This window comes from Massilia sp. Root335, assembly GCF_001425685.1.
Classification (GTDB): domain Bacteria; phylum Pseudomonadota; class Gammaproteobacteria; order Burkholderiales; family Burkholderiaceae_D; genus Telluria; species Telluria luteola.
The window spans coordinates 161899-188330 of record NZ_LMCY01000028.1; the positions used below are offsets into that span (position 1 = coordinate 161899).

Annotated in this window: 23 protein-coding genes; 14 read left to right on the forward strand and 9 right to left on the reverse strand. The window is 68.5% G+C overall.

Annotated elements, in window-relative coordinates:
• Positions 1–116 precede the first annotated feature (116 nt).
• A complete protein-coding gene (locus ASC93_RS31450; RefSeq protein WP_056444353.1) occupies positions 117–518 on the forward strand; it encodes a hypothetical protein in 402 nt (133 codons plus the stop codon).
• 221 nt (positions 519–739) lie between these two features.
• A complete protein-coding gene (locus ASC93_RS30855; RefSeq protein WP_157201963.1) occupies positions 740–898 on the forward strand; it encodes a hypothetical protein in 159 nt (52 codons plus the stop codon).
• Here the strand turns inward: ASC93_RS30855 and ASC93_RS16500 are convergent.
• From ASC93_RS16500 to ASC93_RS16525, 6 genes are read right to left on the reverse strand one after another with little or no spacing between them, the layout of a single operon-like run.
• A complete protein-coding gene (locus ASC93_RS16500) occupies positions 867–1712 on the reverse strand; it encodes a DUF817 domain-containing protein (protein WP_056444355.1) in 846 nt (281 codons plus the stop codon). The two genes, ASC93_RS30855 and ASC93_RS16500, sit on opposite strands and share 32 nt — an antisense overlap.
• Before the next feature lie 10 nt (positions 1713–1722).
• Positions 1723–2196: a hypothetical protein gene (locus tag ASC93_RS16505; RefSeq protein WP_056444358.1), complete on the reverse strand. Its 474-nt coding sequence runs from the start codon at positions 2194–2196 to the stop codon at positions 1723–1725.
• Entirely contained in the window at positions 2193–3074 is an 882-nt protein-coding gene (locus ASC93_RS16510; protein WP_056444361.1) for a prepilin-type N-terminal cleavage/methylation domain-containing protein, read from the reverse strand. Before ASC93_RS16510 ends, ASC93_RS16505 begins: the two co-directional genes overlap by 4 nt.
• Positions 3071–3559: a prepilin-type N-terminal cleavage/methylation domain-containing protein gene (locus ASC93_RS16515; RefSeq protein WP_056444364.1), complete on the reverse strand. Its 489-nt coding sequence runs from the start codon at positions 3557–3559 to the stop codon at positions 3071–3073. The genes ASC93_RS16510 and ASC93_RS16515 overlap by 4 nt, the downstream gene beginning before the upstream one ends.
• Positions 3549–4031 carry a Tfp pilus assembly protein FimT/FimU gene (locus tag ASC93_RS16520; RefSeq protein WP_056444367.1) on the reverse strand — a complete coding sequence of 161 codons (483 nt, stop codon included), beginning with the start codon at positions 4029–4031 and terminating at the stop codon, positions 3549–3551. The genes ASC93_RS16515 and ASC93_RS16520 overlap by 11 nt, the downstream gene beginning before the upstream one ends.
• Entirely contained in the window at positions 4028–6964 is a 2937-nt protein-coding gene (locus ASC93_RS16525; RefSeq protein ID WP_056444370.1) for a polymer-forming cytoskeletal protein, read from the reverse strand. The genes ASC93_RS16520 and ASC93_RS16525 overlap by 4 nt, the downstream gene beginning before the upstream one ends.
• Before the next feature lie 186 nt (positions 6965–7150).
• Here ASC93_RS16525 and ASC93_RS16530 point away from each other — a divergent pair, with 186 nt between their 5' ends.
• From ASC93_RS16530 to ASC93_RS16550, 5 genes are all read left to right on the forward strand, one after another.
• Positions 7151–9343, forward strand: a complete 2193-nt coding sequence (locus tag ASC93_RS16530; RefSeq protein ID WP_056444373.1) for a TonB-dependent siderophore receptor — start codon at positions 7151–7153, stop codon at positions 9341–9343.
• A gap of 81 nt (positions 9344–9424) precedes the next feature.
• Complete coding sequence (locus ASC93_RS30860) at positions 9425–9802, forward strand: hypothetical protein (protein ID WP_157201964.1); 378 nt, start codon at positions 9425–9427, stop codon at positions 9800–9802.
• 107 nt (positions 9803–9909) lie between these two features.
• Positions 9910–10821, forward strand: coding sequence for an RNA polymerase sigma factor SigJ (gene sigJ / locus ASC93_RS16540; RefSeq protein WP_056444710.1), 912 nt, complete (start codon positions 9910–9912; stop codon positions 10819–10821).
• Between the two features lie 189 nt (positions 10822–11010).
• The gene (locus ASC93_RS16545) at positions 11011–12306 is read left to right on the forward strand and encodes a diguanylate cyclase (RefSeq protein WP_229412755.1); all 1296 of its coding nucleotides are present in this window, start codon (positions 11011–11013) and stop codon (positions 12304–12306) included.
• Between the two features lie 167 nt (positions 12307–12473).
• Positions 12474–13202, forward strand: coding sequence for a DNA-binding protein (locus ASC93_RS16550; RefSeq protein WP_056444380.1), 729 nt, complete (start codon positions 12474–12476; stop codon positions 13200–13202).
• A 25-nt stretch (positions 13203–13227) separates the two neighbouring features.
• Here the strand turns inward: ASC93_RS16550 and ASC93_RS16555 are convergent, their stop codons facing one another.
• Complete coding sequence (locus ASC93_RS16555) at positions 13228–13695, reverse strand: Lrp/AsnC family transcriptional regulator (RefSeq protein ID WP_056444383.1); 468 nt, start codon at positions 13693–13695, stop codon at positions 13228–13230.
• 293 nt (positions 13696–13988) lie between these two features.
• Between ASC93_RS16555 and ASC93_RS16560 the strand changes: the two genes are divergently transcribed.
• On the forward strand, positions 13989–14855 hold the full coding sequence (locus tag ASC93_RS16560; RefSeq protein ID WP_056444386.1) for a DMT family transporter: 867 nt from the start codon (positions 13989–13991) through the stop codon (positions 14853–14855).
• An 89-nt stretch (positions 14856–14944) separates the two neighbouring features.
• On the opposite strand, the gene ASC93_RS16565 is transcribed toward ASC93_RS16560, so the two are convergent.
• Complete coding sequence (locus tag ASC93_RS16565) at positions 14945–17245, reverse strand: GH92 family glycosyl hydrolase (protein WP_056444389.1); 2301 nt, start codon at positions 17243–17245, stop codon at positions 14945–14947.
• Between the two features lie 299 nt (positions 17246–17544).
• On the opposite strand from ASC93_RS16565, the gene ASC93_RS16570 reads away from it, so the two are divergent.
• Genes ASC93_RS16570 through ASC93_RS16595 form a run of 6 tightly spaced genes read left to right on the forward strand, consistent with a single transcriptional unit; the run spans position 17545 to position 25410 of the window.
• Positions 17545–17985, forward strand: coding sequence for a type IV pilin protein (locus tag ASC93_RS16570; RefSeq protein WP_056444392.1), 441 nt, complete (start codon positions 17545–17547; stop codon positions 17983–17985).
• A complete protein-coding gene (locus ASC93_RS16575) occupies positions 17982–18608 on the forward strand; it encodes a Tfp pilus assembly protein FimT/FimU (protein ID WP_056444395.1) in 627 nt (208 codons plus the stop codon). The genes ASC93_RS16570 and ASC93_RS16575 overlap by 4 nt, the downstream gene beginning before the upstream one ends.
• Positions 18596–19018 (forward strand): prepilin-type N-terminal cleavage/methylation domain-containing protein, encoded by a 423-nt coding sequence (locus tag ASC93_RS16580; RefSeq protein WP_229412756.1) that lies wholly within the window; start codon positions 18596–18598, stop codon positions 19016–19018. Before ASC93_RS16575 ends, ASC93_RS16580 begins: the two co-directional genes overlap by 13 nt.
• Positions 19015–20184 carry a PilW family protein gene (locus ASC93_RS16585; protein ID WP_056444398.1) on the forward strand — a complete coding sequence of 390 codons (1170 nt, stop codon included), beginning with the start codon at positions 19015–19017 and terminating at the stop codon, positions 20182–20184. Before ASC93_RS16580 ends, ASC93_RS16585 begins: the two co-directional genes overlap by 4 nt.
• Positions 20181–20768: a hypothetical protein gene (locus ASC93_RS16590; protein ID WP_056444400.1), complete on the forward strand. Its 588-nt coding sequence runs from the start codon at positions 20181–20183 to the stop codon at positions 20766–20768. The genes ASC93_RS16585 and ASC93_RS16590 overlap by 4 nt, the downstream gene beginning before the upstream one ends.
• Before the next feature lie 10 nt (positions 20769–20778).
• Complete coding sequence (locus tag ASC93_RS16595; protein WP_056444403.1) at positions 20779–25410, forward strand: pilus assembly protein; 4632 nt, start codon at positions 20779–20781, stop codon at positions 25408–25410.
• Here ASC93_RS16595 and ASC93_RS32535 read toward each other — a convergent pair whose 3' ends face one another.
• Positions 25411–26424, reverse strand: a complete 1014-nt coding sequence (locus tag ASC93_RS32535) for a DUF3108 domain-containing protein (protein ID WP_056444406.1) — start codon at positions 26422–26424, stop codon at positions 25411–25413.
• Between the last annotated feature and the right edge of the window lie 8 nt (positions 26425–26432).

Below are 26432 nucleotides of genomic sequence, written 5' to 3' on the forward strand. Positions count from 1 at the left end.
GTGCGCGACGGCCAGCTGGCCCTCGTCGTCGACCGCAGCTGAGCGTTGTGACAATCCGCGAGAAATGAGGACGTGCCGCCGGGTTACGATGCACGTTTTACCCGGAGGAATGTTCGATGATGTCGAGATACTGGAAAACCGCTTGCCGTGCCGCGCTGTCCGCCGGCGTGCTGGCCGCGCTGCTGGGCGGTTGCGTGATCGCCACGGAAAGCCATCCGCGCACGGCGGACGCCCGCGGCGGCGCGAGTGTGTGCGAAAAATCCGCCGACGGTCGCCAGGTCGCGTGCGGCGGCCGGGCCACGGCCTGCGAACAGTCGGCCGACGGCCGGCGCGTCGCCTGCGGCGGCATGGCCAACTACTGCCTCAAATCGGCGACCGGCAACGACGTGGCCTGCGGCGGGCAGGCGAGCTATTGCGACAAGTCGGCGGATGGCCTGGCCGTCGCGTGCGGCGGCCAGGCGACGATCTGCGAGCACGCCGCCAACGGTGCCGCCGTCGCCTGCGGCGGGGCGCGCTGACGCGTACGAGCGTGGGAAAAAACAGACGATTTTGCGGAATTCGCGTTTGTGTGAACTTACCTCATGGATTTGTATAGCGCGGAGGTGTAATCTGATCTTTTACCCACGCGCAATTTAGGTTGCGTGGCTAGCATCGGATACGACGAGAAATCCATTCGTGTCGCGGGTTTCTCCGACTCCATATTATGATTGGTTAATTCATATCGCATGAAAGGACTTCCATGAGCAAAGATGCAGGATTCCGCGTTTCGCGTCTGGCGGAACAAAAACAGCGTGCGCGCCGCGTGCGCATCGGCGTGATGCTCGTGCTGTGCGCCTTGCCCGTCGCCATGGCCTTCGCCAAGGGCGTCACGACTCTGGCACATGTATCCGCGCTTTGACGTGCTTGAGGTTGGCCACGATCGTGAACGTCATGATGACCAGTAGCGACCACGAACTCCACTTGCTGACGTGGACCGCCGACCAGGCGCCCAGCTGGTTCGGATAGCGCCACAATCCCCAGAACGTGCCGAGGTTCTCCGCCAGCCAGATGAAGAACCCGGTCAGCACGAAACCCAGCAGCAACGGCATGCGGCGCTCGCGGTCGAGCGGGCGGAAGCTGACCGTCGTGCGCGCGTACAGCCCGAGCGCGACGGCCGCCAGGTACCAGCGCGCATCGCCGAGCACGTGGTGCGTGAAAAAATTCACGTAGATCAGCACCGCCACCAGCGCGGCCATCCAGTACGGCGGATGATGCCGCACGCGCAGGTCGAGCAGGCGCCACGCCTGGATGATGTAGCTGCCCACGGCCGCGTACATGAAGCCGGAAAACAGCGGCACGCCCATGACCTTGGTGTACGCGAAGTCGGGATAACTCCATGAATGCACGCCGCCGGACGTCTTGAACGCCTCCAGCGCGAAGCCGAGCGCGTGGAACAGGCAGATCGCCTTGAGTTCGTCGCGGGTCTCCAGGCCGCTCGTGAGCATCCATGCCTGGATCGCCAGCGCCGCCACGAGCAGCACGTCGTAGCGCGGCACGCCGAACAGGCCGGCGCGCGGCACCAGCAGCACGCTCGCGAAAAACAGCCCGGCGAACAGGCACGCCCGCGCTTCCTTGATCCCGAACACCAGGAATTCGACGGCGCCGCGGCGCCACCCCTCGATGCGGCGCGAGCGCGCGTCCGTCAGCAGTGCGTCGAGTGCGGTGAGCGACATGGGGTCCTCGTCAGTAACAGTCGGCGCCGTCCACGGTCACGCAGATCGAGGCACTGCGCTTGCGCTCGATGAAGTCCGGGCTCGTGACGCCGGGATTCGTGGGGGTGCACGCGCTGCCGATGTTGCAGGCCGTGGCGTCGAGCTGGAAGATGTGTTTCTCCAGCGGGGTGCCGGCCGGTGTCTGGCCCTCGAAATAGGTCTGCATGTCGCACCCCAGGGTGACCCGGTAGCCGGTTTCGGCGATGAAGTCCGGCGGCGCGGCGGTGACTGCCGTGCAGGCGGCGTTCGGTGTCTTCAGTTGGTAGAACGCCCATTCAAGTCCGGCGCGGGCCGCCTGGTTCGCGCGCGCGCCCAGGAGCGCCTGGTTGACGGTGACCTGCGCCGACTCGGACAGGCGCAGCGCGGCGAGCGCGAAACCGGCCAGGACGACGAGGAACACGATGGCCGCGATGTAGGCGAAGCCGCCGGCGCGCCGGGCCGTCATGGCGCGTTCTCCACGTGGGCGCCCATCGTCAGGCGCGCCGCTTCGCCGCCGTCCGCGAGCCCGAGGCGCAGCTGCAGGTAGCCGCTCTGCTGCGTGGCGCCTTCGCTTTCGTGATACAGGATATTGCAGTCGCTGACCTTGGTGACGAGGATCGCGGGCCCCGTCGGGCAGATCTTCCACGGCGTGGTGCTGGGCGTGTAGCCGGTGACGCGGTAGATCGTGCCGGTGCCCGTCCCGTTGGCGTCGGTGCCGGGATTCATGCACGTGTACGTCACGGCCGGTTCGCTGTGCGGCACGACGACGACGCGGCCGCCATCGTAGCCGGCCGGAACGGTCATTGCCGCCTTGAGCGTGATCGTATGCCTGGCCAGCATGTGCGTGCCGGCCATCGTCTGGCCGGCGACCGAATCGACGATCCCGACTTTCGCGGCGTCGTAGGCGTCGTCGCGGTTGATGTTGCCCACCACGATCAGGTCGCCCTGCGCAACGGACGGGCCGAGGGACGTCAGCACGTCGAACTTGGTCGTGGCGGTGTCGGACACCATCGTGTTGCCGGCGCCCGCCGGGAACTTGTCGGGATCGCTGTAATCCGCCGCCGTCCTGAACCGCCCGCCGTCCTCGGTCGGCACGAATTCGATGCACTGGGCCTGCTGCGACGCCCACGTGTAGCGCAGCGAATTCGGCACGGCCGCATGCACTTCCGCGACGATGCGCCGCAGCGCCGCGTCGGCCTGGCTCGTGAGGTTGGCGCGCTGGCGGATGGCGAGATAGGACTGCATCGCCGGCCGGATCTGCAGGACCATGACGCCGGCGATGACGCCGACGACGACCATCACGACGATCAGTTCGACGAGGGTGAAGCCGCGCTGGCGGGTCATGATGGGTTGGTCCTCCAGCCGGTCAGCACGATGGGTTGCGGCAGGTTCGGGTCGGCCCCGGGAGCGGTCACGGTCACGATGACGCGCAGCGCGTCCTTGCTCGGGATGTTGCCCAGCGCGGCTTGCTTGACGCTGACGAGGACCGTGTAGCGCTCCAGGCCGGGGATGACGTTGCCTTCGACGTCGCGGATTCCGGTGAGGCCCTGGCCGTAGCCGTCGTAGTTGCTCACCTGGTCGTAATTGACCCGGCCCGACGCCGCCGTCACCGTGGACCCTTCCGGTGGCGCGAATGGTTTCATCAGGATCTCTTCCATCATGTTGTCGGCGATCGCCTGCATCTGCTGGACGATCACGGGGTCGACGCTGGAGCGCGTCGTGGCCGTGTACACGGCGACCATGCCCGCCAGCGCCACGCCCACGATGACGAGGGCGACGATCAGTTCGATCAGCGTGACGCCGGCGCGGCGCGTGAATCTATTCGACATAGCCGGTCGTTCCTTCCACGTGGATGGTGCGGAAAGCGGTGGGTTGGCCGTTCATGTTGCCGGTGACGGCGATGGTGCCGGCGGCGACGGCCGTCGTGCCCGCGGCGTCGGTCGTGATGCGCCCGTCCGGCTGGAAGAACAGGGTCGCCGTCGTGACGGTCAGGACGCTGTCGGTCGTCGCGAAGTCGCCGTCGTCCAGGCCGGCCAGCGCGAGGCCGGCGCTGCCGCACGCGTTCAGGCGCAGGATCACGGCCTTGGGCCCGACGCTCGCGCACACGACGCGGCGGTGCCCGGTCGCGATCTTTTGCGCGCGCCGCAGCCCGCTGACGACCTGGTCGCCGAACACGGCGGCCTCCATGTTCTTGTCGGCCAGCAGGCGCGGGATGCCGATGGCGGCCAGCACGCCGATGAGGATCATCACGACGACCAGTTCGACCATCGTGAAGCCGGATGCGCGCGCGCGGCCGTTCACCGGAACACCTCGCGCATGTGGATGATGCGCTTGGTCTCGGGCGCGTAGACGCCGAAGGTGGCTATCGCGGAGGGGTCGACTGCGCCCAATGCGGCGCACGACGAATCGACGCTGCGCAGGAAGGGTACGACCGCGCCCGTGCTGGCCGTCATCGCCGGCTTGTCGGCGTAGCACGACGTGTTGGCGCTGTCCTTGCCCAGGTTCAGCGCGAACGGGATGCTGCCGCGGTTGGACCCCGCGGACGGCGTCAGGGTGAGTGTGGCGCTGCCGTTCGCGAATCCCGTGAGCCCGGTCGCGATCGTGCCCACGCCCATACCCACCGACACCGCGCCGGGTGGGATGATAGTGGTCGAGTCTTCGGCGTTCAGCACCCAGGTCTGGCCCGTGTAGTATTCGAGCGAGACGGGAATCTTGAGCGGCATGGCGGTACCGCCGAAGCGGTTCGGCATGCGCACGCGGCCGCTGCGGATCACCAGCGTGGGCTCGACGCCGGTCGTGACCGTGGCCGGAATCGTCGCCGAACTGGCCGGGTACGGCAGCGACGAGACTTCGGTCGCGCGCACGCGCAGGCGCGTCTGCGCGCTCGGCGAAGTCGCGAACGTGAAGCTGCCGGTCCACGTGGCCGTGCCGGGCGCGTCGCCGTTGGCGCCGAAGTCCTGGGGGCGGACCTGCGCGGTGCCGGTCAGGTCGCTGGCCGGATAACCCGTCGAGCGGCTGAATTTGCCGGCGGCGCCCGTGAGCGCGCCGCCCGCGGGGTCGATCGCGGTGAAGACGAGGTCGTGCGCGACGGTGCCGGCGTAGTTCTGGGTGACGCCGTTCTGCAGGTTGCGTGCCGTGACCGTCAGCTTGATCGCGGGTTCGCCCGAATAGTACTGTGGCGTCGTGCCGCCGGCGATGGTCGCGGTGCGCTTCCAGGCCGGATCGATGCCGAACGTGAAGTAGGCGGGGTTGAACGGGCCGGCGGCGCCGGTGCAGCCGCTCGTCGCCACATTGGTCGACGAGGCGCCCGGCGCCATGCCGCTGCCGAGATAATTGCCGCCGTCGAGGCTCGCCACGAGATCGATGTTGCCCACCTCGCTCCACTGCGTCTGGAAGGTCACCACGCCGTTCTTGAGTGCCGGCGTGGTGGCGAGCAGGCCGTTGTTATTGTTCGGCCGGCAGGCCGCGGCGGACAGTTTGACCGTCTGGGCCGGCGACTCCTTGCCGAAATTGCCCGTCGTGCCGTTGGCGTCGTTCTGGGCCGTGACCGTCGTGGCGAATGACTGGGCCGCCACGTAGGGCGCACCCGGCAGCGCGATCTTGAACTTCGCGGGGACGAACGTCGCCGTGACGCTCGCCTTGCCCGGACTGCCGCTGCCGGTGTCGGTCGCCTCCACCGTCACGGCGCCGGCGTCCGCGTACTGCATGGGCAGCGCCGCCTTGCCGTTCGCATCGAAGGACAGCGCCAGCGTCAGTCCGGCGTTGTCGCAGGTGGCGACCGTGCCGTCGTTGAGCGCCTTGCCGTTCAGGCGCACGGGCACCGTGCCGCCCGTGGGGTTGGCGTAGTAGCACTTGAAGTTGACGTTGCGCGTCGTGTTGTTAAACAGCGGCACGCAGGCGTTCGATCTGGCGTCGTAGCGCACGGCCGCGAGGGTGAGCGTCGGCGTCGTGTGCGGCGCCGTCGCTTCCGCATAGAACGCCGCGCCGTTCGTCGTCATCGTGTACGCCGAACTGGCCACGGTGACCTTGCAATCGGCGCCCGGCGCGGTGTCGCCGTTGCGGATGCACGCCGTCGGCGCGCCGGTCACCCCGAGCGTGTTGGTGCCGGCCTGCGTCCACGTCACGGCCGCCGAGGCGACGCCGGACGCGGGAATCGACACAGCCTGGCCCGTCGGCGCGAGGGTGACGTTGGCGCCGCCGCCGTACGTCGCGGAGCAGGCGGCGTTGGCGCATGCGGTGATCGTCACGGTCGACGGCGCGCACACGCTGCCCGTCGGTTCGTACGCGATCAGATAGTGGTCCAGCGCGACCGCGTTGCCCTGGCAGTGCGGGCCGTTTGCCGTGTTCACGTTGTAGCCGCTGTTGTTCGTGATGCAGTCGCACTTGCCGTTGGCGGTGCCACCCCGGCAGTAGACGGTCTGCGTGACCCGGCCGTGCCAGTTGAATACGCCGCTGTCGATGGTCGCGTTGCCGTTGATGATGGCGTCGGACGAATCGAGCGTCAGCGTGCCGGCGTCGACGTCGCCCGTCACGGCAACCGAAGAGCCTAGCTGCAACGACGTCGTGGCCGTGATGTTGCCGGTGACCGTGGAACTCGACGCGAACAGGCTGACGATGGGCGCCGTCACGTTGCCCTTGACCGTGCTGCCCGACGCGAGCGTGAACGACCGGGTGGCGACGACGTCGCCCTTCAGCGTGACGGGCGAGTTGGTGGTGATCGTCGCGCCGCTGATGGCGCCGTTGATCGTGGCGTGGGAGGCGACGTTGACGGTGCCCGTCGCCGTGACGCTGCCGGTGAGGTTGAGCGTGGAACCCGTGCCGAGGTCCGCGCTGACGGCCCGGATGTCGGCCGTCAGCGTCTGGTTCTGGGCACCGACGCTGAACGTGCCGCCCGCGATGAGCGTGCCGCCCGTGATGTTCAGGTTGTTGGGTGCGATACCGCCGATGTTCAGGTCGCCCGTGCTGGACAGTACCGCGCTGCCGCTCATCTTGAGGCTGTGGTTGTAGCCGAAATTGACGTCCGACGTGATCTTCACGGTATAGCCGCTGGCGATCACCATGTCGTCGTCCCAGGCCGTCAGCGGCAGGCTGGCGCAGGTATAGATCGCGCCCGACAGGGGGCAGCCGGGGACGGTGCCGCCGCCGAACGTGTACGTGGTGCCGGCGGACGCGGGACCGCCTGCCGCGAACAGCATCAGGGCGAGCAGCAACGGATAGAGGCGGCGCAGGAGCATGGCTGCCCGATTATATCTTGGCGGAACGGATATTTCGCTAAATCAAGAGTGCGCGCGCGTCGTGCGCCTCACTCCCATGTTTGACGAGCACCGCCATGGTTCCGCATAATTGATAAGTTTATCGAACCAACCTGCGCATCCGCTGCCACCGCCCTGCGTATTGACGCAATCATCCACCACTTCGACATGCATCCGACAGCCCTCCGCCTCGCCCTCGCCGCCGTGTTGCTCGGCCCCGCCGCCGGGTTCGCACAAATGACGCCGCAGGGCGACGCCAGGGCCGCGCGTCCGGACAAGGGCAAGGACAAGGTCGGGGACAAGACCCTCCAGCGCGTGGAAGTGAAGGGCGCTGCCGCCGACTACGATCCGCGCCGCGACGACACGGCCAGCAAGACGGTGCTGTCCGCCGAAGAGATCCGCAAATACGGCGACGACAACATCTTCGACGTGCTGAAACGCGCGCCGGGCGTCACGGTCACCGGCAAGACGATCCGCATGCGCGGCCTGGGCGCGGGCTATACGCAGATCCTGGTGAACGGCGACCGCCCGCCGCCTGGCTTTTCGCTGGATGCGCTCACGCCGGACCAGATCGAGCGCATCGAAGTGATCCGCGCGGCGAGCGCCGAGTATTCGATGCAGGCGATCGCCGGCACCATCAACATCGTGCTGCGCAAGGTCGTCAGCAAGCCGCAGCGCGACCTGCGCCTGAACGCGACGCGGTCGACACTGCAGCGCAGCGGCACGGTCGGCGGCACCTGGGGCGAGAAGGTGGGCAACCTGTCGTACTTCGTGAACGGGACGGCGTTCGGCGGCCACAACGATTTTTATTCGCGCGGCTCGGACCGCATGACGCAGCCGGACGGCCAGCTCGCGCAGGCGCGCCTGTCGAACTACCGCGGCGGCGGCGCCTACCGCGGCATCGTGCTGTTCCCGCGCCTGAACTGGAAGATCGACGACACGAACGAACTGAATCTGTCGGCCGGCCTGCAGGCCAGCAGCCACGCGTGGTCGGGCGTGTCGCACAACGATGTCCTCGTGGGCGCGTTCGGCGACCCGGACTGGATCGACATGCCGGGCCAGACGTCGGGCGACCAGTGGATGATGCGCGGGGAAATCGGCTGGATCGCGAAGGTCGGCGGCGGCAAGCTCGAGCTGACCCTGGCGGGCGAGCGCAGCCGCGACGACAACGACAACGTCACCGATTATTTTTCCGCCGGCCGGGCCCACCACCTGGCGCGCGACTGGGACACCGTCGTCCGTCCGCGCCGCACGTCGTTGCGCGGCAAGTTCACCCGGTCGCTGTTCGACGGCCACGCGCTGGCGACCGGCGTCGACGCGAGCCGCCAGCGCAACGACGACACGCGCGACCGGCGCGACCGCCAGGACGATGCGCCCGCGACGCACGTCGTCGAAGGCTACCAGCCGGAAGTCACGCGGCTGGCCGCGTTCGTGCAGGACGAGTGGAGCGTCACGAAGCAGTTGTCGATGTACCTGGGCGGCCGCTGGGAAGGCGTGCGCACGGACAGCGCGGCGACCGGCATGGCGGCGGCGGCGTCGCGCAGCCACGTGCTGAGCCCCGTTGCCCAGACGCTGTACAAATTCCCCGACAAGAGCGGGCGCCAGGTGCGCCTCGCGCTCACGCGCACGTACAAGGCGCCCACCGTCGACCAGCTGACCGCGCGCCGCTACCTGGCGGCGCTGAACACGCGCTTCAGCCCCGATTCCAGCGGCAATCCGGACTTGAGGCCGGAGCTGGCGAACGGCGTCGACGTCGCATTCGAGCAGTACTGGCCCGAGGGCGCGATGGTGTCCGTGAGCGGCAGCCAGCGCCTCATCAGCGACTATATCCGCACGCGCCTGGACCTCGATCCCGACGGCCGCTGGATCTACCGCCCGCTGAACGACGGCGACGCGCGCGTGCATTCGCTGGAGGCGGAGGTCAAGCTGCCGCTGCGCATGGTGAGCCCGGCGGCGGCCGGCTTCGACATGCGCGCCGCCGTGACCCGCAACTGGTCGGAGGTCGCGGTCGTGCCCGGCCCCGCCAACCGCCTCGATGCGCAGACGCCGATGTCGGCGAACGTCGGCCTCGACTACCGGCGCGACCGGCTCAGCTTCGGCGCCAGCATGGCGTACCAGCAGGGCGGCTGGGTGCGCGTGTCGGAGGCGCAGAGCCGCCGCCAGCAGACGCGGCGCGACGTCGACGCGTATGCCGCGTGGAAGCTCGACCCCCATGTGCAACTGCGGCTGACGCTCAACAACATCCTCGGCATGGACGGCACGTCCGAAAGTGCGTACGAGGATGCGGGCGGATTGTCGCGCCAGGCCAGCTGGCAGCGGGGCGCCACGCGCGTCGGCCTGAATGTCGAAATGAAGATGTGATGCGGAAAGAGATGTTCCAGCCGTTACGGTTTGGCACAAATTTGAAACGTACAGATGTCTTGCGGCGTTTAGCATTGCCGCATGAACTTTACTTTTTCGTCATCGGAGCACGGAACCTGTGTCGTCAAGCTGTGGGCGACGGGCCGTTACGGGTTTTCCCTGCCGAAGAAAGTCGACATCACCACGGCTGCAGGGGTGTCGTGTACATTTCTCTACTTCAATAAGAAGATGAGCCTGAAGGCGGAGCCGGGCAACCGGATGATCGTCCGCATCGCCATCGGCGCGTTCCTCGCGGGCGCGGCGCGCGCGGGCGGGCCGGTCGAGATCGACCCCGACATGGCGCCCTATGCCGGCACGCTGACCCCGGTGCGCCTCGACGCGCCGCGCGCACCGATGCGGGTGCGGCCGGGAAAGTCGCATGCCCGCACGCCGTCGGATGCCGCGTGCGGGTCGACCTGACGGCACCCCCGCAAGACGTTCATCCTGCCAGGTAGCGCAGGCGCCGCCCGGGCTTACAATCCATGGACGGCCTGTCACAAGACGGGCCACCCGTCCGTCTAATGGATATGGATACCTCGACCGCACCTGCCCCCGCCGTCGCCGCCCCGGCGACCGCCACCTTCGTCCGCCTGCGCCCGCGCCTGTTCGGGATCGCCTACCGCATGCTCGGCATCCGCGCCGACGCCGAGGACATCGTCCAGGAAGCCTGGCTGCGCTGGCAGAACGGCGGCGGCGTCGCCGCGCACACGCCGGAGGCCTGGCTCGTCACCGTCGTCACACGGCTGTCGATCGACCGCCTGCGCGGCGCGATCACGGAGCGCGAACATTATGTCGGGCCATGGCTGCCGGAGCCGCTGCTGGAACAGACGGTCGAGTCGCCCGAAAGCGCGCTGGAAGCGGCCGGCGACCTGTCGACGGCCTTCATGCTGATGCTCGAACGGCTGGCGCCGGAGGAGCGCGCCGTGTTCCTGCTGCACCAGGTGTTCGACTTCGATTATGCCGAAGTCGCGGCGATGGTCGGCAAGACCGAAGCAGCCTGCCGCAAGGTGCTGCAGCGGGCGCGCGAGCGCGTGCGCGCGGAGCGTCCGCGGTTCGCCGTCAACCGCGAGTTGCACCTTGAATTGCTGGGCCGCTTCGTGCAGGCGTCGCGCTCGGCCGATCCGGCCCGGGTCCAGGCGCTGCTGGCGGCGGACGCCACGTACACGGGCGACGGCGGCGGCAAGGCCAAGACGGCGGTCAAGCAGGTGTTCGGCGCGGACCGGGTCGGCCGCCTCGTCGCCGGCATCGAGCGCAAATGGTCGGACATCGACACCCGGCACGACATCGTCACGGTCAACGGCATGCCGGGCGTGTTGACCTGGCGCAATGGTGTGCCCGATGCGGTCACGTCGATCCAGGTCGAGGACGGGCGTATCGCCGCGATCTATGTGGTCCGCAATCCGGACAAGCTCGGCAGCCTGGCCGGTCGCCGGGCTTGATTTTGTTGCTACACAACGTATTTTCCTGATAACACGCAAAATCGGGCCTGCAGCGCCAAAAAAACCGGTGTTTGTACTTATGCATGGCGTAAACGAAGGCATACTGGAGGTTGGCGCTACGCATTCCGCTTCAACCATCTTGAAGGCGTGTAACACATGGCAGGGGACATTTCGTTATACAAGAATCATGTGTTGTTCTTGTCACACCGCTTTTTCATCAAGGACAATTGTGACGAACTGCGCCTGCACGCCCATAAATACGACTTCGACATCTGCTTTTTCCACGAACTCAGCGATTTCGTGGCGGCCGTCGAGCGCGACGCCGGCGACAGCCTGTACCTGATCGACCTCGATGCGCTGTACAACATGCAGTCCGACATGCTGGCGGCACGCAAGACCCTGCTGTTGGGCGAGCTGTTGCAGCGCCTGCCGGGCGACCGCCGCTACGTGTACCTGCAGAGCGAGCGCCAGGGCGGCCGGTTCGCGTTGCAGCAGCGCCTCGTCGACAGCAACTGCCTCGCGTATGCGGAAAAACCGATCGCCAACGACGTCCTCGTCGACAAGCTGTTCAACCTGTTCGTGCAGCAGAAGCGCGCCGACGTCGTGCGCGTGACCATGCTGGGCGCGCCGCCGGGGTGGGACGAGGCCGCGCTGCGCGCGCAGCGCCTCGACGTCGTCTACCACGCCGATCCCCAGACGCTGCACCTGCGCGTGAAGGACCTGCGGCCCGACATCGTCCTCATCACGGACGAGGAATACGAACGGACGGAAGCCGTCGTGCGGGTGCTCAAGCGCAATATCGAAGCCGACCCCGTGCGCGAGATCACGCTGCTGCAACGCCGGGCCGATCCGGTCCAGGCCCGGCGCGCGCTCGACAGCGGATTCGACGCGCTGCTCGCGATGGACGATCCCGACCTGCTGGCCCGCCAGTTGCTCAACCGCGCCGACAAGATCCGCATCAGCCGCGACCTGATCGGCAAGGACCGCGCGACCGGCCTGCTGAACAAGATCGGCCTGCAGCAGAAGACCCAGTCCCTCATCTGCCGCGCCCTGCTGGAAGGCAAGCCGCTGTGCCTGGGCGTGATCGACATCGACAAGTTCAAGACGATCAACGATACCTGGGGCCATTATTTCGGCGACATCGTCATCAAGCGCCTGTCGCTGACGCTGGCGGCGCGCATGGACGAGGCCGATTTGCTGAGCCGGTTCGGCGGCGAGGAATTCGTCGTCGTGTTCTGGGATTGCACGCTGGAGCAGGGCTGGCGCCGGCTGGATGCGATGCGCCAGGCGTTCGGCGCCGCCGCGTTCGAAGTCAAGCCGGGCGACGTGCGCCACTTTTCGTTCAGCGGCGGCCTGGCCGCGTTTCCGGCATACCGCAGCGAGAACGAACTGTTCCTGCGCGCCGATGCCATGCTGTACGAGGCGAAGGAAGGCGGGCGCAATCAGATCCGGCCGGTGCCGCAGCCGGTCGCGCAGACGGGCTGATCCCTTGCCGCCTCGGCAATGTCCGGGCAGTGAAGTAAGCATTTGTGAAATAAAATCGCCGGCGACGCGTCGCGGGCGCAACACTTGCGCCGGGGAAGCCTGCGGAATTTCTCTACGGGAAGTATCATACGCACTCCGAAATCCAACGAAGCAGGAGTCAAGACCTTATGGCAGGCCAAGAAGTCACATTCGACGACGTTGCGCGCGCAGCCGAGAGTTTGCAGGAAGATGGCGAGGCGGTCACCATCGAAGCGGTGCAGGACTTCCTCGGCGAAGGGTCGCCGAACGCCATCTTCAAGCACCTGGCCGCGTGGCGTGCGGCCAACGTCAAGCCGGCCGCGCCGCCGAAGGCCGAGCTGCCGCCGGAACTGCTGGCCGGCCTCGCCGACTGGGCGCTGAAATTCGCGGAACAGAGCGGCGCCGGCGACCGCGAAGCGCTGGCGCGCAACGAGGCCGATATCGAAGCCCTGCGCCGGGCCGGCGAGTCGCTCGAAGGCGAACGCGATGCGCTGCGCGAGGACATGGCCAGCGCCACGGCCGCGTCGGAAGAAGCCATCGCCGAGCGCGACGAAACCATCGAACGCCTGAACGCGGAACTGAAGAACGCGCGCCAGGTCGCGATGGACGCCCTCGTCAGCAAGGCGAAGGACCAGCTGGCGATCGACGGCAAGGAACAGCAGTTGACCCAGCTGCGCCAGGAACTGGAGCGCAAGGTGGCCGACATGGCGGCCGAATCGGACGCGCGCCTGCGCGCCGAGATGGAACTGGTCGGCGCCACGACCGCACGCGACAGCCTGTCGGCCGAACTGGACGACATGCGCGCGAAGCTCGACAAATCGACGGCGGAGCGCAGCAAGCTGCGGGCCGAACTGACCGAGTTGAAGGGCAAGAAATAACGTACGGCGGGCGCGCGTCCCTACGTCACGGGGTGACGGACGGCGCGCGTTTCAGGCAGCGCAGCGTGAACGTCGAGCGCGTGCGCGTCACCCCGGGCAGCTTATAGAGTTTCTGGCGCAGGAAGCGCTCATAGCCTTCCGTCCCCGATACGGCCACCTTGATCAGGTAGTCGTATTCCCCCGACAGCAGATACGCCTCCATCACTTCCGGCAGGTCGGCCAGCGCGTCCTGGAATGCCGTGAAGATCTCGTCGTCGTGGCGGTCGACCGTCACTTCGATGATCACCGTGTCCGGCATGCCCAGCGCGCGCTGGTCCAGCATCGCGACATAGCCCGTGATATAGCCCGCATCCTCCAGCGTCTTGACGCGGTGCCAGCACGGCGTCGGCGTCAAATGCACCGTCTCCGCCAGTTTCTGGTTGCTGATGCGCCCGTCGCGGCTGAGCGTGCGCAGGATCTGGCGGTCGGTTTCGTCCAGCTGGCCGTCTTTCATTGCAGTGCTTCCTTCGTGGTTTCTGTATAGACATGGAGATTTTATCGCCATTTTAATGGAATCCTAGACGATCCTTCTGAATATGGCGGTGTTATCGCTATCGAATAGAAGCACATTCTGCGCGTGCTCCCTTACCATTGCTGCTCGCTTACCAGCTTTTCTTGCGGTGCAGCATTCCCGACCCGGGCGTGGCTGCGCCAGCCGCTTTTCGTTCAGGAGTCCACGTGTCGAATGCAGTGTCACGGGCGGGCGCCGGCTACCGGGGAGATCCCTTCGCAGCCGAACTGCCGCTCATGTTGATCACCCCCGCGCTGTTCGCGGCCAACCTCGTCGTCGCCCGCTGGGCCCAGGGCGCGGGCATCCCGCCCGTCTTCCTCGCTTTCGGGCGCTGGATGCTGGCCTTCGTGATCCTGATGCCGTCGTGCGGTCCGCGCCTCTGGGCGCTGCGTCACACGCTGCGTGCGAACTGGCGGCGCATCCTGCTGCTGGCCGGCCTGGGCATGGGCCTCGCGACCGCCCCGCAATACGTGGGCGCGCGCCACACGAGCGCCGCGAACGTCGGCATCATCTTTGCCGCCTGCCCGGCGCTCGTGACGATGATCGAGACGCTCGTGTGGAAGGCGCCGCTGTCGCGCCGCCAGGCCGGCGGCCTGTTCCTCGCGATCCTCGGCGTGCTGGTCGTGCTGGCGAAGGGCGACGTGACGGCGCTGGGCCAGCTGGAATTCGGCCGCGGCGACCTGTGGGTCGTGCTGGCCGCCTGCGGCTGGTCGTTCTACACCGTCTTCAACAAGCGCCTGCCGCTGCCGCCGCTGCCCGCCGCCGTGAAGCTGGCCGCGCTGATCGGCGGCGGCGCGCTCGTGCTGGCGCCGTTCGCGGCATTCGAGGCGGCGACTGGCACCGTGCCCGATTTCGGCGACGGCCGCCTGTACGCCGCGCTGGCCTTCCTCGCCGTCGTGCCGAGCCTGGGCGCCTACTTTTTCTTCGACCGCCTCGTGGCCGCCGCCGGCCCGGCGCGCGCGAGCCTGACCGTGTACCTGATTCCGCTGTTCGCCACGCTGGCCGCGTGGCCGTTGCTGAAGGAGCCGCCGCACCTGTATCACGCGGCCGGGTTCGCGGTCATCCTGGCGGGCGTCGTCGTCGCCAGCGTGCGCCGCCGATAACGCGGGCAATCGGCGGGCCCGGGGTGCCCACCCTACGTAAGCCGGCCGTAGGGTGGGCACCCCGTGCCCACCGAACGTATGCGATGGAATCAATACGGGGTTTGGGTGTAGGGCCGCGCCGACGGCGCCTTGCCCCATGCCTTGTTCGGCGTGGCCTGCATGCGGAACACGAGTTCCCCGCCCGCCATGATGTCCGCGTGCCGCAGCACGCTGCGCGCAAGCGGCCTGCCGTTCAGGGTCACGCTGCCCACATACGGATTCGCGTCCGCCAGCCCCTCGGTCCGCACGGTGAACCGCTTGCCGTTCGGCAGATTCAGGACCGCGCGGTCGACGAACGGCCGCCCGATCACGTACTCGTTGCTGCCGGGCGCCACCGGATAAAAGCCAAGCGCCGTGAACGCGAGCCAGGCCGACATCTGGCCCAGGTCGTCGTTGCCCGCGAGGCCGTCCGGCGTGTCATGGTACTGGCTGGCGACGATCTGCGCGAGGCGCGCCTGCGTCTTCCACGGCGCGCCCGCATAGTTGTACAGATAGGCCACGTGGTGCGACGGCTCGTTGCCGTGGGCGTAGTGGCCGATCAGGCCGGAGATGTCTTCCATGTGCGCGTACACGGCCGGATCGATCTTCGCGTCGAACACCTGGTCGATCTTGCCGATCAGGCCCGCGTCCCCGCCGAGCATCTGCACGAGGCCCGCGTTATCGTGCGGCATATACCAGGAATACTGCCACGCGCTGCCCTCGGTATAGTCGCTGCCGAAGTTGGAGCGCACCGGATCGAACGGCGTGCGGAACTGGCCGTCCGATTTTTTCGCGCGCACGAAGCCGGTCACCGGATCGAACACGTTGCGCCAGTTCTGCGCGCGCTTGTAGTAGCGGTCGGCGACGTCGCGGCGGCCCATCTTTTCCGCCATGCGCGCGATGGTCCAGTCGTCGAACGCATATTCGACGGTCTTCGACGCCGCTTCCGGTTCCAGGTCGATCGGCACGTAGCCCAGCTTCATGTAGTACCGCAGGCCGCCGTACGGGCCGTACTCCGCGCTGGACGTCATCGCGCGCAGCGCTTCGTCGGCGTCGAATCCCTTCAAGCCCTTCATGTACGCGTCCGCGATCACGGGCACCGCGTGGTAGCCGATCATGCACCACGTCTCCTGGCCGGCGAACTGCCACACGGGCAGGATACCGTACGGGCTGGCCTTCTGCGATTCGATCAGCGAGCGCACGAAGTCCACGTTGCGCCGCTCCGGCTGGATCAGCGTCAGCAGCGGATGCAGCGCGCGGTAGGTGTCCCACAAGGAGAACGTGGAGTGGAAACGGAAGCCCTGCGCTTCGTGCACCTGGTTGTCGGGCCCGCGGTACTTGCCGTCCGTGTCCATGAACAGGCTCGGGGCCAGCATGGCGTGATACAGGCCGGTGTACACCATCCGCTTCATGGCGGGCGGCGCATCGACGTCGACGGCGGCCAGCGCCTGTTCCCACGCGTCGTGCGCGTGCCGGCGCTCGGCGTCGAAGTCCCAGCCCGGCATCTCGGCGAGATTCGCCAGCGCCCCGTCTTCGCTGACGGCGGACACGGCCACCTTGACGAGCACCGTGGCGTCGGCGGGCTGCCCGAAGTCGAACGTGCCCTCCAGCGCCTTGCCTTCCACGAGGACCTTGTCGGCCGGCGTCTTGCCCGGCGCTGCGAAGCCCTTGTATTCGACGCCTTCCTCGCGGTTCAGCAACTGGTGGCCGACGATGGGCCGCGAGAACCGGATGGCGAAGTACAGCTGCCGGCCCGGCGCCCAGCCGCGCGTTTCGCGCATGCCGGTGACGGTGTCGTTGCCGCGCAGGCGCAGGCGCGACCACAGGTTCTTGCCGGACCAGTCGTAGATGCTCGAGCGCAGGTCGAGGATCACGTGCGCGTCCGCGCCCGGCCTGAAGCGGTAGCGGTGCAGGCCCACGCGCTCGCTGGCCGTCAGTTCCACGTCGACGTCGTTGTCGAGCAGCCGGACGGCGTAATAGCCCGGCTCCGCATGTTCGTCCTTGTGCGAGAAGCGCGAGCGGTAGCCGCTGAACGGGCGCTCGGGATAACCCGGCTCCAGCTTGACGTCGCCGCTCGTCGGCATCAGGAGGACGTCGCCCAGGTCCGAATGGCCCGCGCCGGAGAAATGCGTGTGCGAGAAGCCGAGAATGGAATCGTCCTCGTAGCGGTAGCCGGCCGCCCACGGATAGCTCTGGCGGAAGTGGCGCACCTGGGTGTCCGGGCTCAGTTGCACCATGCCGAACGGCCGCGTCGCGCCCGGGAACGTGTGGCCGTCGCCGCCGGTGCCGATGAAGACGTCGACATTGTCCGTGCGGCTGGCCGCGTGGGCGAAGGTGCACGCGCACAGCGCGGCGATGGCAAGGGAACGCATGGTGTCTCCAGTGTGGTGCCGGGGGATCGCCCCGTGCATGCGATGGCGCGCCGGATCGTCGGCGGTGCGCGGTCAAACCAGAAACATAACGCGAAAGTTTCGCAATCGGCAACAGGAATGCGCGCCATCGAGCGCTTGTAAAACCGACAAATCCTTGTAAAAGTTTGGCAATTTTGGCGCGGTGCGTGGTGCCCGTCGCCACGTTTTTGTGTAAAAAAGCCTGGTTTGGCACATTTTTCCGGCCACAAGACGCACGGTTGCGCTAATATTGTCGAGCGGAAACTTTTAACCCAAAGTATATGGAAACTCGCTTCCTGTCTACCCGGCTCGAACGCGGCTTCACGTTGATCGAGATCCTCGTCGTCGTGGCGATCGTCGGCATCCTCAGCGCCATCGCGGTGCCGGTCTACCGCGACTACGTGACGCGCGCGCGCCTGACCGAAGCCTTTTCGGGACTGGGCAGCGTGTCCACGGCCGCCGAGGATTACTGGAACACCAGCAGCCCGCACACGTACGACGGCTTCGACCGGCTGCCGGCGAACAGCGCCAATTTCACGTTCGCGCTGAGCGGCGCCACGGCGTCCGCGTACAAGGTGACGGCGACGGGAGCCGGTCCGGTGGCGGGCTTCGTCTACACGATCGACCAGAACGGCAACCGCGCCACCACTGCGGCGCCGACCGGGTGGGGCACGAGCACGTCGTGCTGGATCGACCGCAAGGGCGCGCAGTGCGTGCAATGACGCGGCCGCGCCAGGCGCGCGGCTTCACCTTGATCGAGGCCGTCGTCGTCGTCGCGATCATGTGCATTGTCCTCTCCGTCGGCCTGCCGTCGATGTCGAACTGGCTGCTGGGCCGCAAGGCGCTGGCGGCCGCCGTGTTCTACCAGGACGCCTTCACGCTCGCGCGCAACACCGCGATCGCGCACAACAGCCACAGCCGCCTGGTGCTGACCGAGAACGCCGTCAACGGCAAGATGGACTGGCGCGTCGACATCTGTTTTCCGACGTCCGGCATCCCCTGCAACGGCGACACCGGCACCTGGTCCACCGCGACGACGGCCGCCGACGGCGATCCCGATCCCGACCAGGTGTTCCGCTCCATCGGCCGCAGCGCCGAAGCGATGCCGGGCGAGGGCGACCTGGCGCTGGCCGTGAACCCGTCCGGCGCCACCGAGGTGTATTTCACGCCGCTGGGCTGGGTCGACACGAGCGTCGCGCCGCGCCTCGCGCGGATCGGCCTCGCGCCCGCGCTCACGCGCGCGAACGCCTTCGCGCCGCTGGCCGTCGTGTTGACGCTGGCGGGCATCGCCACCATCTGCGATCCGTCCGCGGCGGCGCACGACGTGCGCGGGTGTCCGCCGTGATCGCGCGCCGCCAGCGGGGCATGGCCCTGATCGAAGCCATCGTGGCCGCGCTGCTGCTGGCCATCGGCCTGCTGGGCGCGATCGGCCTGCAGGCGCGGTCGACGAGTGCGCTGGCCGACGCCGGCATGCGCGCCGAGGCCACCATCGCGGCCGACAAGCTGCTGGGCATGATGGCCGTCGACCTCCCGAACGCGAGCGCGTACGCGCTGGCGGCGGATGGGTCGCCGGCCGCGCGGCTGCAACCGTGGTACGACGAGACCCGTGGACGCATCCCGAACGCGCAGATCCTCGTGACCGTCACGCCGGCGACGGCGCGCACCCGCGTGGAGATCGCGATTTCCTGGACCCGCAAGGCCGGCGCCGCGCAGAACGCGCACCGGGTCGTGGCGTACCTGGCGGCGGCGACATGATCCGCACGCCCGCCAGCCGCCGGCACGGCTTCTCGCTCGTCGAGCTGATGGTCAGCGTCGTCATCGGCCTGCTCGCGCTGCTGTTCGCGCTGCGCATGGTCGGCGGCGCCGAGCAGACGCGCCGCTCCGCGCTGGGCGGGTCGGACGAAATGCAGAACGGGATGGTCGCGCTGTTCTCGCTCGGTAACGATGCGCGCAGCGCCGGCTATGGCCTGAACGACCCGATCATCGCCGGCTGCAATACCCAGTTCAGCGACACCAAGGGCTATCAGCTCGCACCCGCCACGCGCGGCACCACGGACGTGACGCCGCTGGCGCCCGTCGTGATCGAAGCGCACGGCGCGAACCCGGACCGCGTCACGTTTTATGCCGGCACCTCGATCGGCGGCACGCCCACGCTGCGCCTGACGAGCGATGCCGCCGCGGGCGCCACGCAGTTCGACGTCGACCGCATCGTCTACGGCTTCAACCAGGGCGACGTGCTCGTCGTCGCGCCGGAACAGCCGGGCGGCGACTGCCTGCTGGTGCAGCGTTCGGACAGCGACCCCACCGCCACCCGCGTGACGGTGGCGGCGGATGCCGGCATGCGCTTCAACGGCGGCACGCCGACCGCAACCTTCAAGGGCTACGCGGCGCGCGTGTTCGACCTCGGCCCCGTCGGCAGCCTCGCGTTCCGTTCGTGGTCGGTGGCGGACGGCTATCTGCAGCTGCAGGCGACCGGCCCGGACGACGCGTCGGCGCAGCCATCGACCGTGGCCGAGGATATCGTCTCCATCAAGGCGCAGTACGGCTTCGACACCCGCACCGGCAGCGCGTTCCAGCCGCAGAACGGTCTGCAGGTGAACCAGTGGTCGGCCGCGATGATCGACGCGGACGGCTCGGGCACGGCGGGTGACGCCGCCGACTGGCAGCACATCGCGGCCGTGCGCCTGGCCGTCGTCGCCCGCAGCAAGGCCGTGGAACGCCCGGCGGCCGGCGCGGCGTGCACCACGACGACGGCGCAACCGGTGGTGTTCGCGGACGCCGCGCCGGTCGGCGTCGCCGCCGTGCCGACGACCGTGAACGTGGCGGTGACCGGCGATCCGGTCGACTGGCGCTGCTACCGCTACCGCGCGTTCGAGACGGTGGTCACCTTGCGCAACGCGGGCTGGAGGCCGAATCCATGATGAGCCGACAACGTGCGCGGACGGGCGGCATGGCGCTGCCCGTCATCCTGATCATCCTGGCCGTGATGCTGCTGGGGAGCGTCTACCTGCTCAAGTCCGTGCATTCGACGGCGCTCACGACCGCCAATCTGGCGTACGACACGACCTTGAGCGGCGAAGCCGACCTCGGTTTGCACACGGCCTTCGCCTGGTTGAGCCAGACGGCACAGACCAACAAGGCGGCGCTGAACCAGGACGATACGGCGAACGGCTACGTCGCCACATGGGACGCGGCCAGCCAGCCGCGCGACGCCGGGTTCTGGACGGGCAGCCGGACGATCGACGGCGACGACGGCACGCAGATCGAATACGTCATCCACCGCCTGTGCGCGTCGGCGGGCACGTACGGCGGCGCGAACCGCTGCATGCAGACGGCCGCCAACGCGGCCACGCTGGGCACCACGGTGGCGGCGGGCGACAGCCTCGCGTCCGATGCGCCGTCGTACGCCGGGACGCCGCAGCTGCACTACGTGATCACGGCGCGCATCACGGGCGGCCGGGGTGCCAACGTGACCAACCAGATGATCGTCCTGATCGGCGCATGACCTGTCCACCATGAAAAAACTCCTCGCTCTATTGGGCCTCGCCGCCCTGATGCTGGCCGGCGCCGCCGGCGCGGCCGTGACCAGCATCGCCCAGCTCCCGCTGCTCAACGTCGACGGCACGGGCAACGTGAAGCCGAACCTGATGCTCCTGTACGATAACTCGGGCTCGATGGCCAGCACGTTCACGCCGGACTACATCGACGACAGCTCGACGTGCCGCTCGCGGGCAGCGATGTCGAGCGGGACGCGCGGTTGCACGGTCGGGCATCCGCCGTTCAGCAGCGCGGATTTCAACCGCCAGTACTACAATCCGGGCGTGCGCTACACGCCTCCCGTGCGCGCGGACGGCACGTCGTACACGTCGATGACGCGCAGCGCGACGACCGGCTGGACGGTGGTGGCGACGGATGGCTTCAACGTGAACAAGCGCGACATGCTGGGCAGCAGCGCCACCAGCACGAACCTGGCCACCGGTTTTCCGGACCTGCGCTGGTGCGACACGAGCTATGCCAACTGCGTGTACAACTCGGCGACCTACACCTATCCGAACGACGTGCGCTACACGCCGCAGGCGTACACGACGAACCCGTACTACTACACGATCAACGTCGCCGAGTACTGCACCACGGCCGCGCTGACGACGTGCGTGACGACCGCCGTGGGCGCGCCGGCGCCGGCCGGCTATCCGTTCCCGGCCCGGGTGCGCTGGTGCGACAGCACGGCACTGACGAACTGCCAGTCGAAATACGTCGGCAGTTTCAAGTACCCGCGCTTCTCGAATCCGAACGGCGGCGTGGTCGCGGCGTACGGCACCATCACGATCGGCACGTCGGCGTCCGCCGGCGCGATCACGCTCAACGGCGTGTCCGTCGCCGAATCGGGCGGCGCAGTCGTCATCACGAACAACGCGGTGACGGCGACGACCGGCACCAACACGGTCGGCAAGCAGGCGACGGTGGCGACCGCGCTCGCGGCCTCGATCATCGCGAAGACCGGCCTGACGAACCAGTACCTGGCCTGCGTGCGCACGCCCGCTTCCGGCTACGGCGTGCCGGCCTGCTCGACCTATGGCATCACGCTCGGCACCGACAACGTGGTGGCCGTCGTCCCGATCGACTGTGCCGCCGGCACGAGCAGCAAATCGATCGGCGTCTGCTCGGTCCTGACGGACAGCAGCCGCTCCGGCTGGGCGATCACCGTGGACGCGCCGGCGGCCGTCGCGATCGCCGCGCAACCGGCCACCGCGCTGATCACGGTGTCGGGCACGGCCAGCAACAGCAAGTTCTCGAGCAGCCGCACGGTGCTCGCCGCCGGCACGAAGCTGGGCGGCACGACCTTGATCTCGTCCGATCGGACCTTCGGCAAGGGCGCGAGCAACACGTCGGTCGCGTCCAGCATCGCCAGCGACATCGGCAGCCAGGGCAACATCGCCGCCTACCTCGGCGGCAACGCGGTCTCGCAGGTGTGCGCGGCGAAGAGCGTCAACACGATCTGCGTCGTCGACAGCGGTGCCGCCGCGGGCGGTGCCGCGATCACGATGGGCACGCTCACCAACAACGGCGGCAGCATCGGCTTCGCGACCACGGCCGCGTCGGCGCCGGTGCCGGCCGTGTACGACGCGATTCCGGTGACGACCACGCCGCTGGGCAGCGGCGCCGCCGTGTTCGTGCGCACGGACATCGTCCCGGCCGTGACGAGCTATCCCAAGGCTGCCGGCCGCACCGATTGCGCGGGCAGCACGTGCACGTACGACGAGGAGATGACGAATTTCGCCAACTGGTATGCGTACTACAAGACGCGCAACCAGATGATGAAGACGGCCGTCGGCCTGGCGTTCCAGTCGCTCACGTCGAACTACAACGTGGGGATCGTCTCGCTGTCGACGGCGGCGGCGGAAGGCGCGATGACGCCGCCCCAGCAATTCACGGGCACGGCGCGCACCAACTGGTACACGACGCTCTACGCTATGGACGGCAGCAACTCGACGCCGCTGCGCCAGGCCCTGTACGCGATCGGCAAGATGTACGCGAACCAGAGCCCGTACGTGGCGGACGCCGGTTCGGAAGTGGTGCAGTACCCGTGCCAGCAGAACTTCACGTTCATCACGACGGACGGCTACTGGAACGGCGGCGCCGCGTCCACCGTCGTCAACAACGACAACGTCGAGAGCGCGGCGCGGTTCTGCACGCGCGGCAGCGGGTGCTACGACCCGAGCGCGCAGACCTACAACTCGCTGGCCGACGTCGCGCTGTACTGGTACAACGGCGGCTCGAACACGGCGACGTCGTCGCTGCGTTCGTCGATCGAGGACTGGACGAAGCCCGGCCTCGTGCCGGCGCAGACGGGCGAGAACACGCGCCTGCACATGAACACGTACGCGCTCGGCCTGGGCGTGGACGGCGTCATGAACTACGAAGAGAAATACGATTCGGCCCCCGTGCCGGGCGGCGACTTCTACAAGCTGATCTCCGGCGCGACCAGCGGCTGCCCGTGGAACGGCAACGGCGCCTACGTGTGGCCGGACCCGAAGACGGGCGACTCCAGCGGCTCCGCCGCATACCAGTCGCGCGTGGACGACCTGTGGCACGCCGCCGTCAATGGCCACGGCCACTACTTCAGCGCGTCCGACCCGACCCAGGTCGTGCAGGGCCTCGGCTCGGCGCTGTCGTCGATCCAGGTGCGCATCGGCGCGGCGTCCGCGGCGGCGACGTCCACGCCGAACATCTCGCAGCAGGACAACGACATCTTCTCGTCCACGTTCACGACGGTGCGCTGGTACGGCGAACTGGCGGACCGCAAGATCGATCCCGTCACGGGCGCCGTCTCGACCACGGCGGCGTGGACGTCGTCCGACACGGTCGGCCGCCTCGTCGGCGACAGCAGCGACACGCGTACGATCTGGATGGCCGACGTGGCGAACGGGGGCCTCAAGGCGTTCACCTACGCGAACCTGACGGCGACCGAGAAGGCCTGGTTCGACAACAAATGCGCGGCGCTCGCCCAGTGCGCCAGCCTGTCGTCCACGGACCGCGCCAGCGTCAATGCGGGCGCCACCATCGTCGACTGGCTGCGCGGCCAGCAGCAGTACGCCGACGGCACGATCCTGCGCGCCTACACGCGCACCGACCACAATCCGCCCGGCCTCACGACGACGATCCCGATCGTGCTGGGCGATATCGCGTCGTCGAAACCGGCCTACCTGCGCGATCCGCGCAAGGGCTATTCGATCGCCGGGTACGCCGATTACAAGGCGGCGAACGCCGCGCGCCGTCCGACCGTGTTCGTGGCGGCCAACGACGGCATGCTGCACGCGTTCGACGCGGCGGCCGGCACGGAATTGTGGGCTTACGCGCCGCGCATCACGATGAAGAAGCTGTACCTGCAGGCCAGCACGACGTATGGCACGAACCACCAGTTCACGACCGACGGCGCGCCCGAGGTGGCCGACGTCAAGATCGGCGGCACGTGGCGCGCCGTGCTCGTGGCGGGCCTCAACGCGGGCGGGCGCGGCTACTATGCGCTGGATGTGACGGACCCCGCGCACCCGCACGCATTGTGGGAACTGTGCGCCGACGCGGCCGTGTGCAGCGGCACCGCCTTCGACGCCGACATCGGCCTCACGTTCGGCAACCCGCAGTTCGGCACGTGGAAGGACGGCGGCGGCGCCGAGCACTGGGTCGTGTTCCTCACGTCCGGCTACAACAACGTGCCCGGCACGGACGGCGTGAGCGGCGGCAGCGGGGCCGGTTATCTGTACGTCGTCGACGTCGCGACCGGCCAGGTGCTGGACAAGACGAGCACCGGCGACGGCGACACGACAACGCCTTCCGGCTTCGCACGCATCACGGCGATCACGGCCAATCCGCTGACCGATCCGCTCGTGACCTACGTCTACGGCGGCGACAACCAGGGCCGGATGTTCCGCTTCGATTACGCGGCGGGCGGCGCGCCGGTCGTCGTGCAGATGGCCGATGCCGGTGCGGCCCAGCCGGTGACGACGCGCCCCGAGATCACGCTGTGCCAGGTCGGCGGCACGGCCGCGCGCACGATGGTGGTGTACGGCACGGGGCGCCTGCTCGACCTGTCCGACATCGCGACCACGGACACGCAGAGCGTCTACGTGCTGAAGGATTCCGGCACGGGCATCGCCGCCACCGACTGGCGCACGGCCGCGAAGATGGCGCAGATGCGCCTGACCAAGAGCACGGCCGGCGGTACCGAGACGTATGCGATCGGCGGCACGGCCGTCAGCTGGGGCACGCAGGCCGGCTGGTACATGGATCTCGACCAGAACCGCGGCGAGCGCGTGAACCTCGATCCCAAGGTCGTCTCCGGCACGCTGAACGTCGTGTCCAACCTGCCGACGTCGTCCTCGGCCTGCTCCGTCGGCGGCACGAGCAACCTGTACCAGCTCGACGTGTGCACGGCGCAGCCGCTGCTCGTCGACAGCGACAACAACGCCATCGTCGGCCGCACGCTGTCGAACAGTTCGGCCGCCGTGGGCTTCATCATCGTGCGCCTGCCGAGCGGCGCGCTGAAGCTGATCGCGACGACGGCGGACGGCAAGAACACGCCGTTCGACCTGCCGGCCGCCGCCGCGCAGGATGCGCGCAAGGCCGGCTGGCGCCGCGTGCGCGAGTAGTCAGGGCGCGGCCGGCGCCGGCCCGACGGCGCGCAGCGTCTGCGTGACGCTGGCGCTGCCGTCGTCGATGCGCAGACGCACGGGCAGCCAGCCCCGTTCCGGCGCCAGCCAGACGTCCAGCCGCGCCACGCCGGGTGCCGCCAGCTCGGCCAGGTGCCAGGCGTTGAGCGTCCCCGTGGCCGTGGCGACGTCTTCCTGGCCGAGTACCCGAAAGCGCGCGATGCGCAGGTCGCGCGCGCCCGCCACGACGATGTCGACCGATTCCGTCAGCTGGTCCGGCGCGGCCAGGCCGATGCCGGCCAGTTGCATCAGCAGCGATGCGCGATCCTGGATGCCGACGTTGTCCGGGCTTTCCGTGCCGGCCGCACGGAACAGCACGCGGTGGCCGTCCCCATCGAAGTCCGTGACGAGCGGACCGGCGTCCGTGTCCTCGCGGGCGCGGCGCGGCGCGATGCCCGCGTCGCCGCTCGCGCCTTCGCTGTGCAGGCGACCGAGCGGGCCGTCCAGATCGAGCAGATAGCGGTCGCCGTCCGTGCGCCACGACAGGTGCGCGGTGCCGGCCGGTGCCGCGGCGGCGCCCGCGGGCTGGCGTACGACGTCGTAGGTGAGCAGGGCGGGCCCGGGCAGGCGGACGTGGTAGCGGCCCGGCATCTGCATCAGTGGCGTGCCGGCGGCAACGGGGGCGGGGGCGGCGACGGCCGGCGGCGATGGCACCGCCGCCACGGCGGGCACGGTGCCCGGCGCCGGATGCCGGACCGGCGGCGCCGCGGGCGCGTGCCTGGGCGCGTGCCTGGGCGCGGACGCCCGCGCGACGGGAACCGGTGCCGCCGGCCGCGCCGGCACGGCCGCGCCGGGCGGCATCAGCCGCACGCTCAGGCCGGCGTCGGCGGGCGCGGCGTCGGACGGCCCCGCGCCGTGCGCGGCGACGAACGCCAGCAGCGCGAGGTGAACGGCGGTCGAGCAGGCGCACAGGACCAGCAGGCGCCGGTGCCGGGACAGGACGGCAATCTTCATCCTGCCAG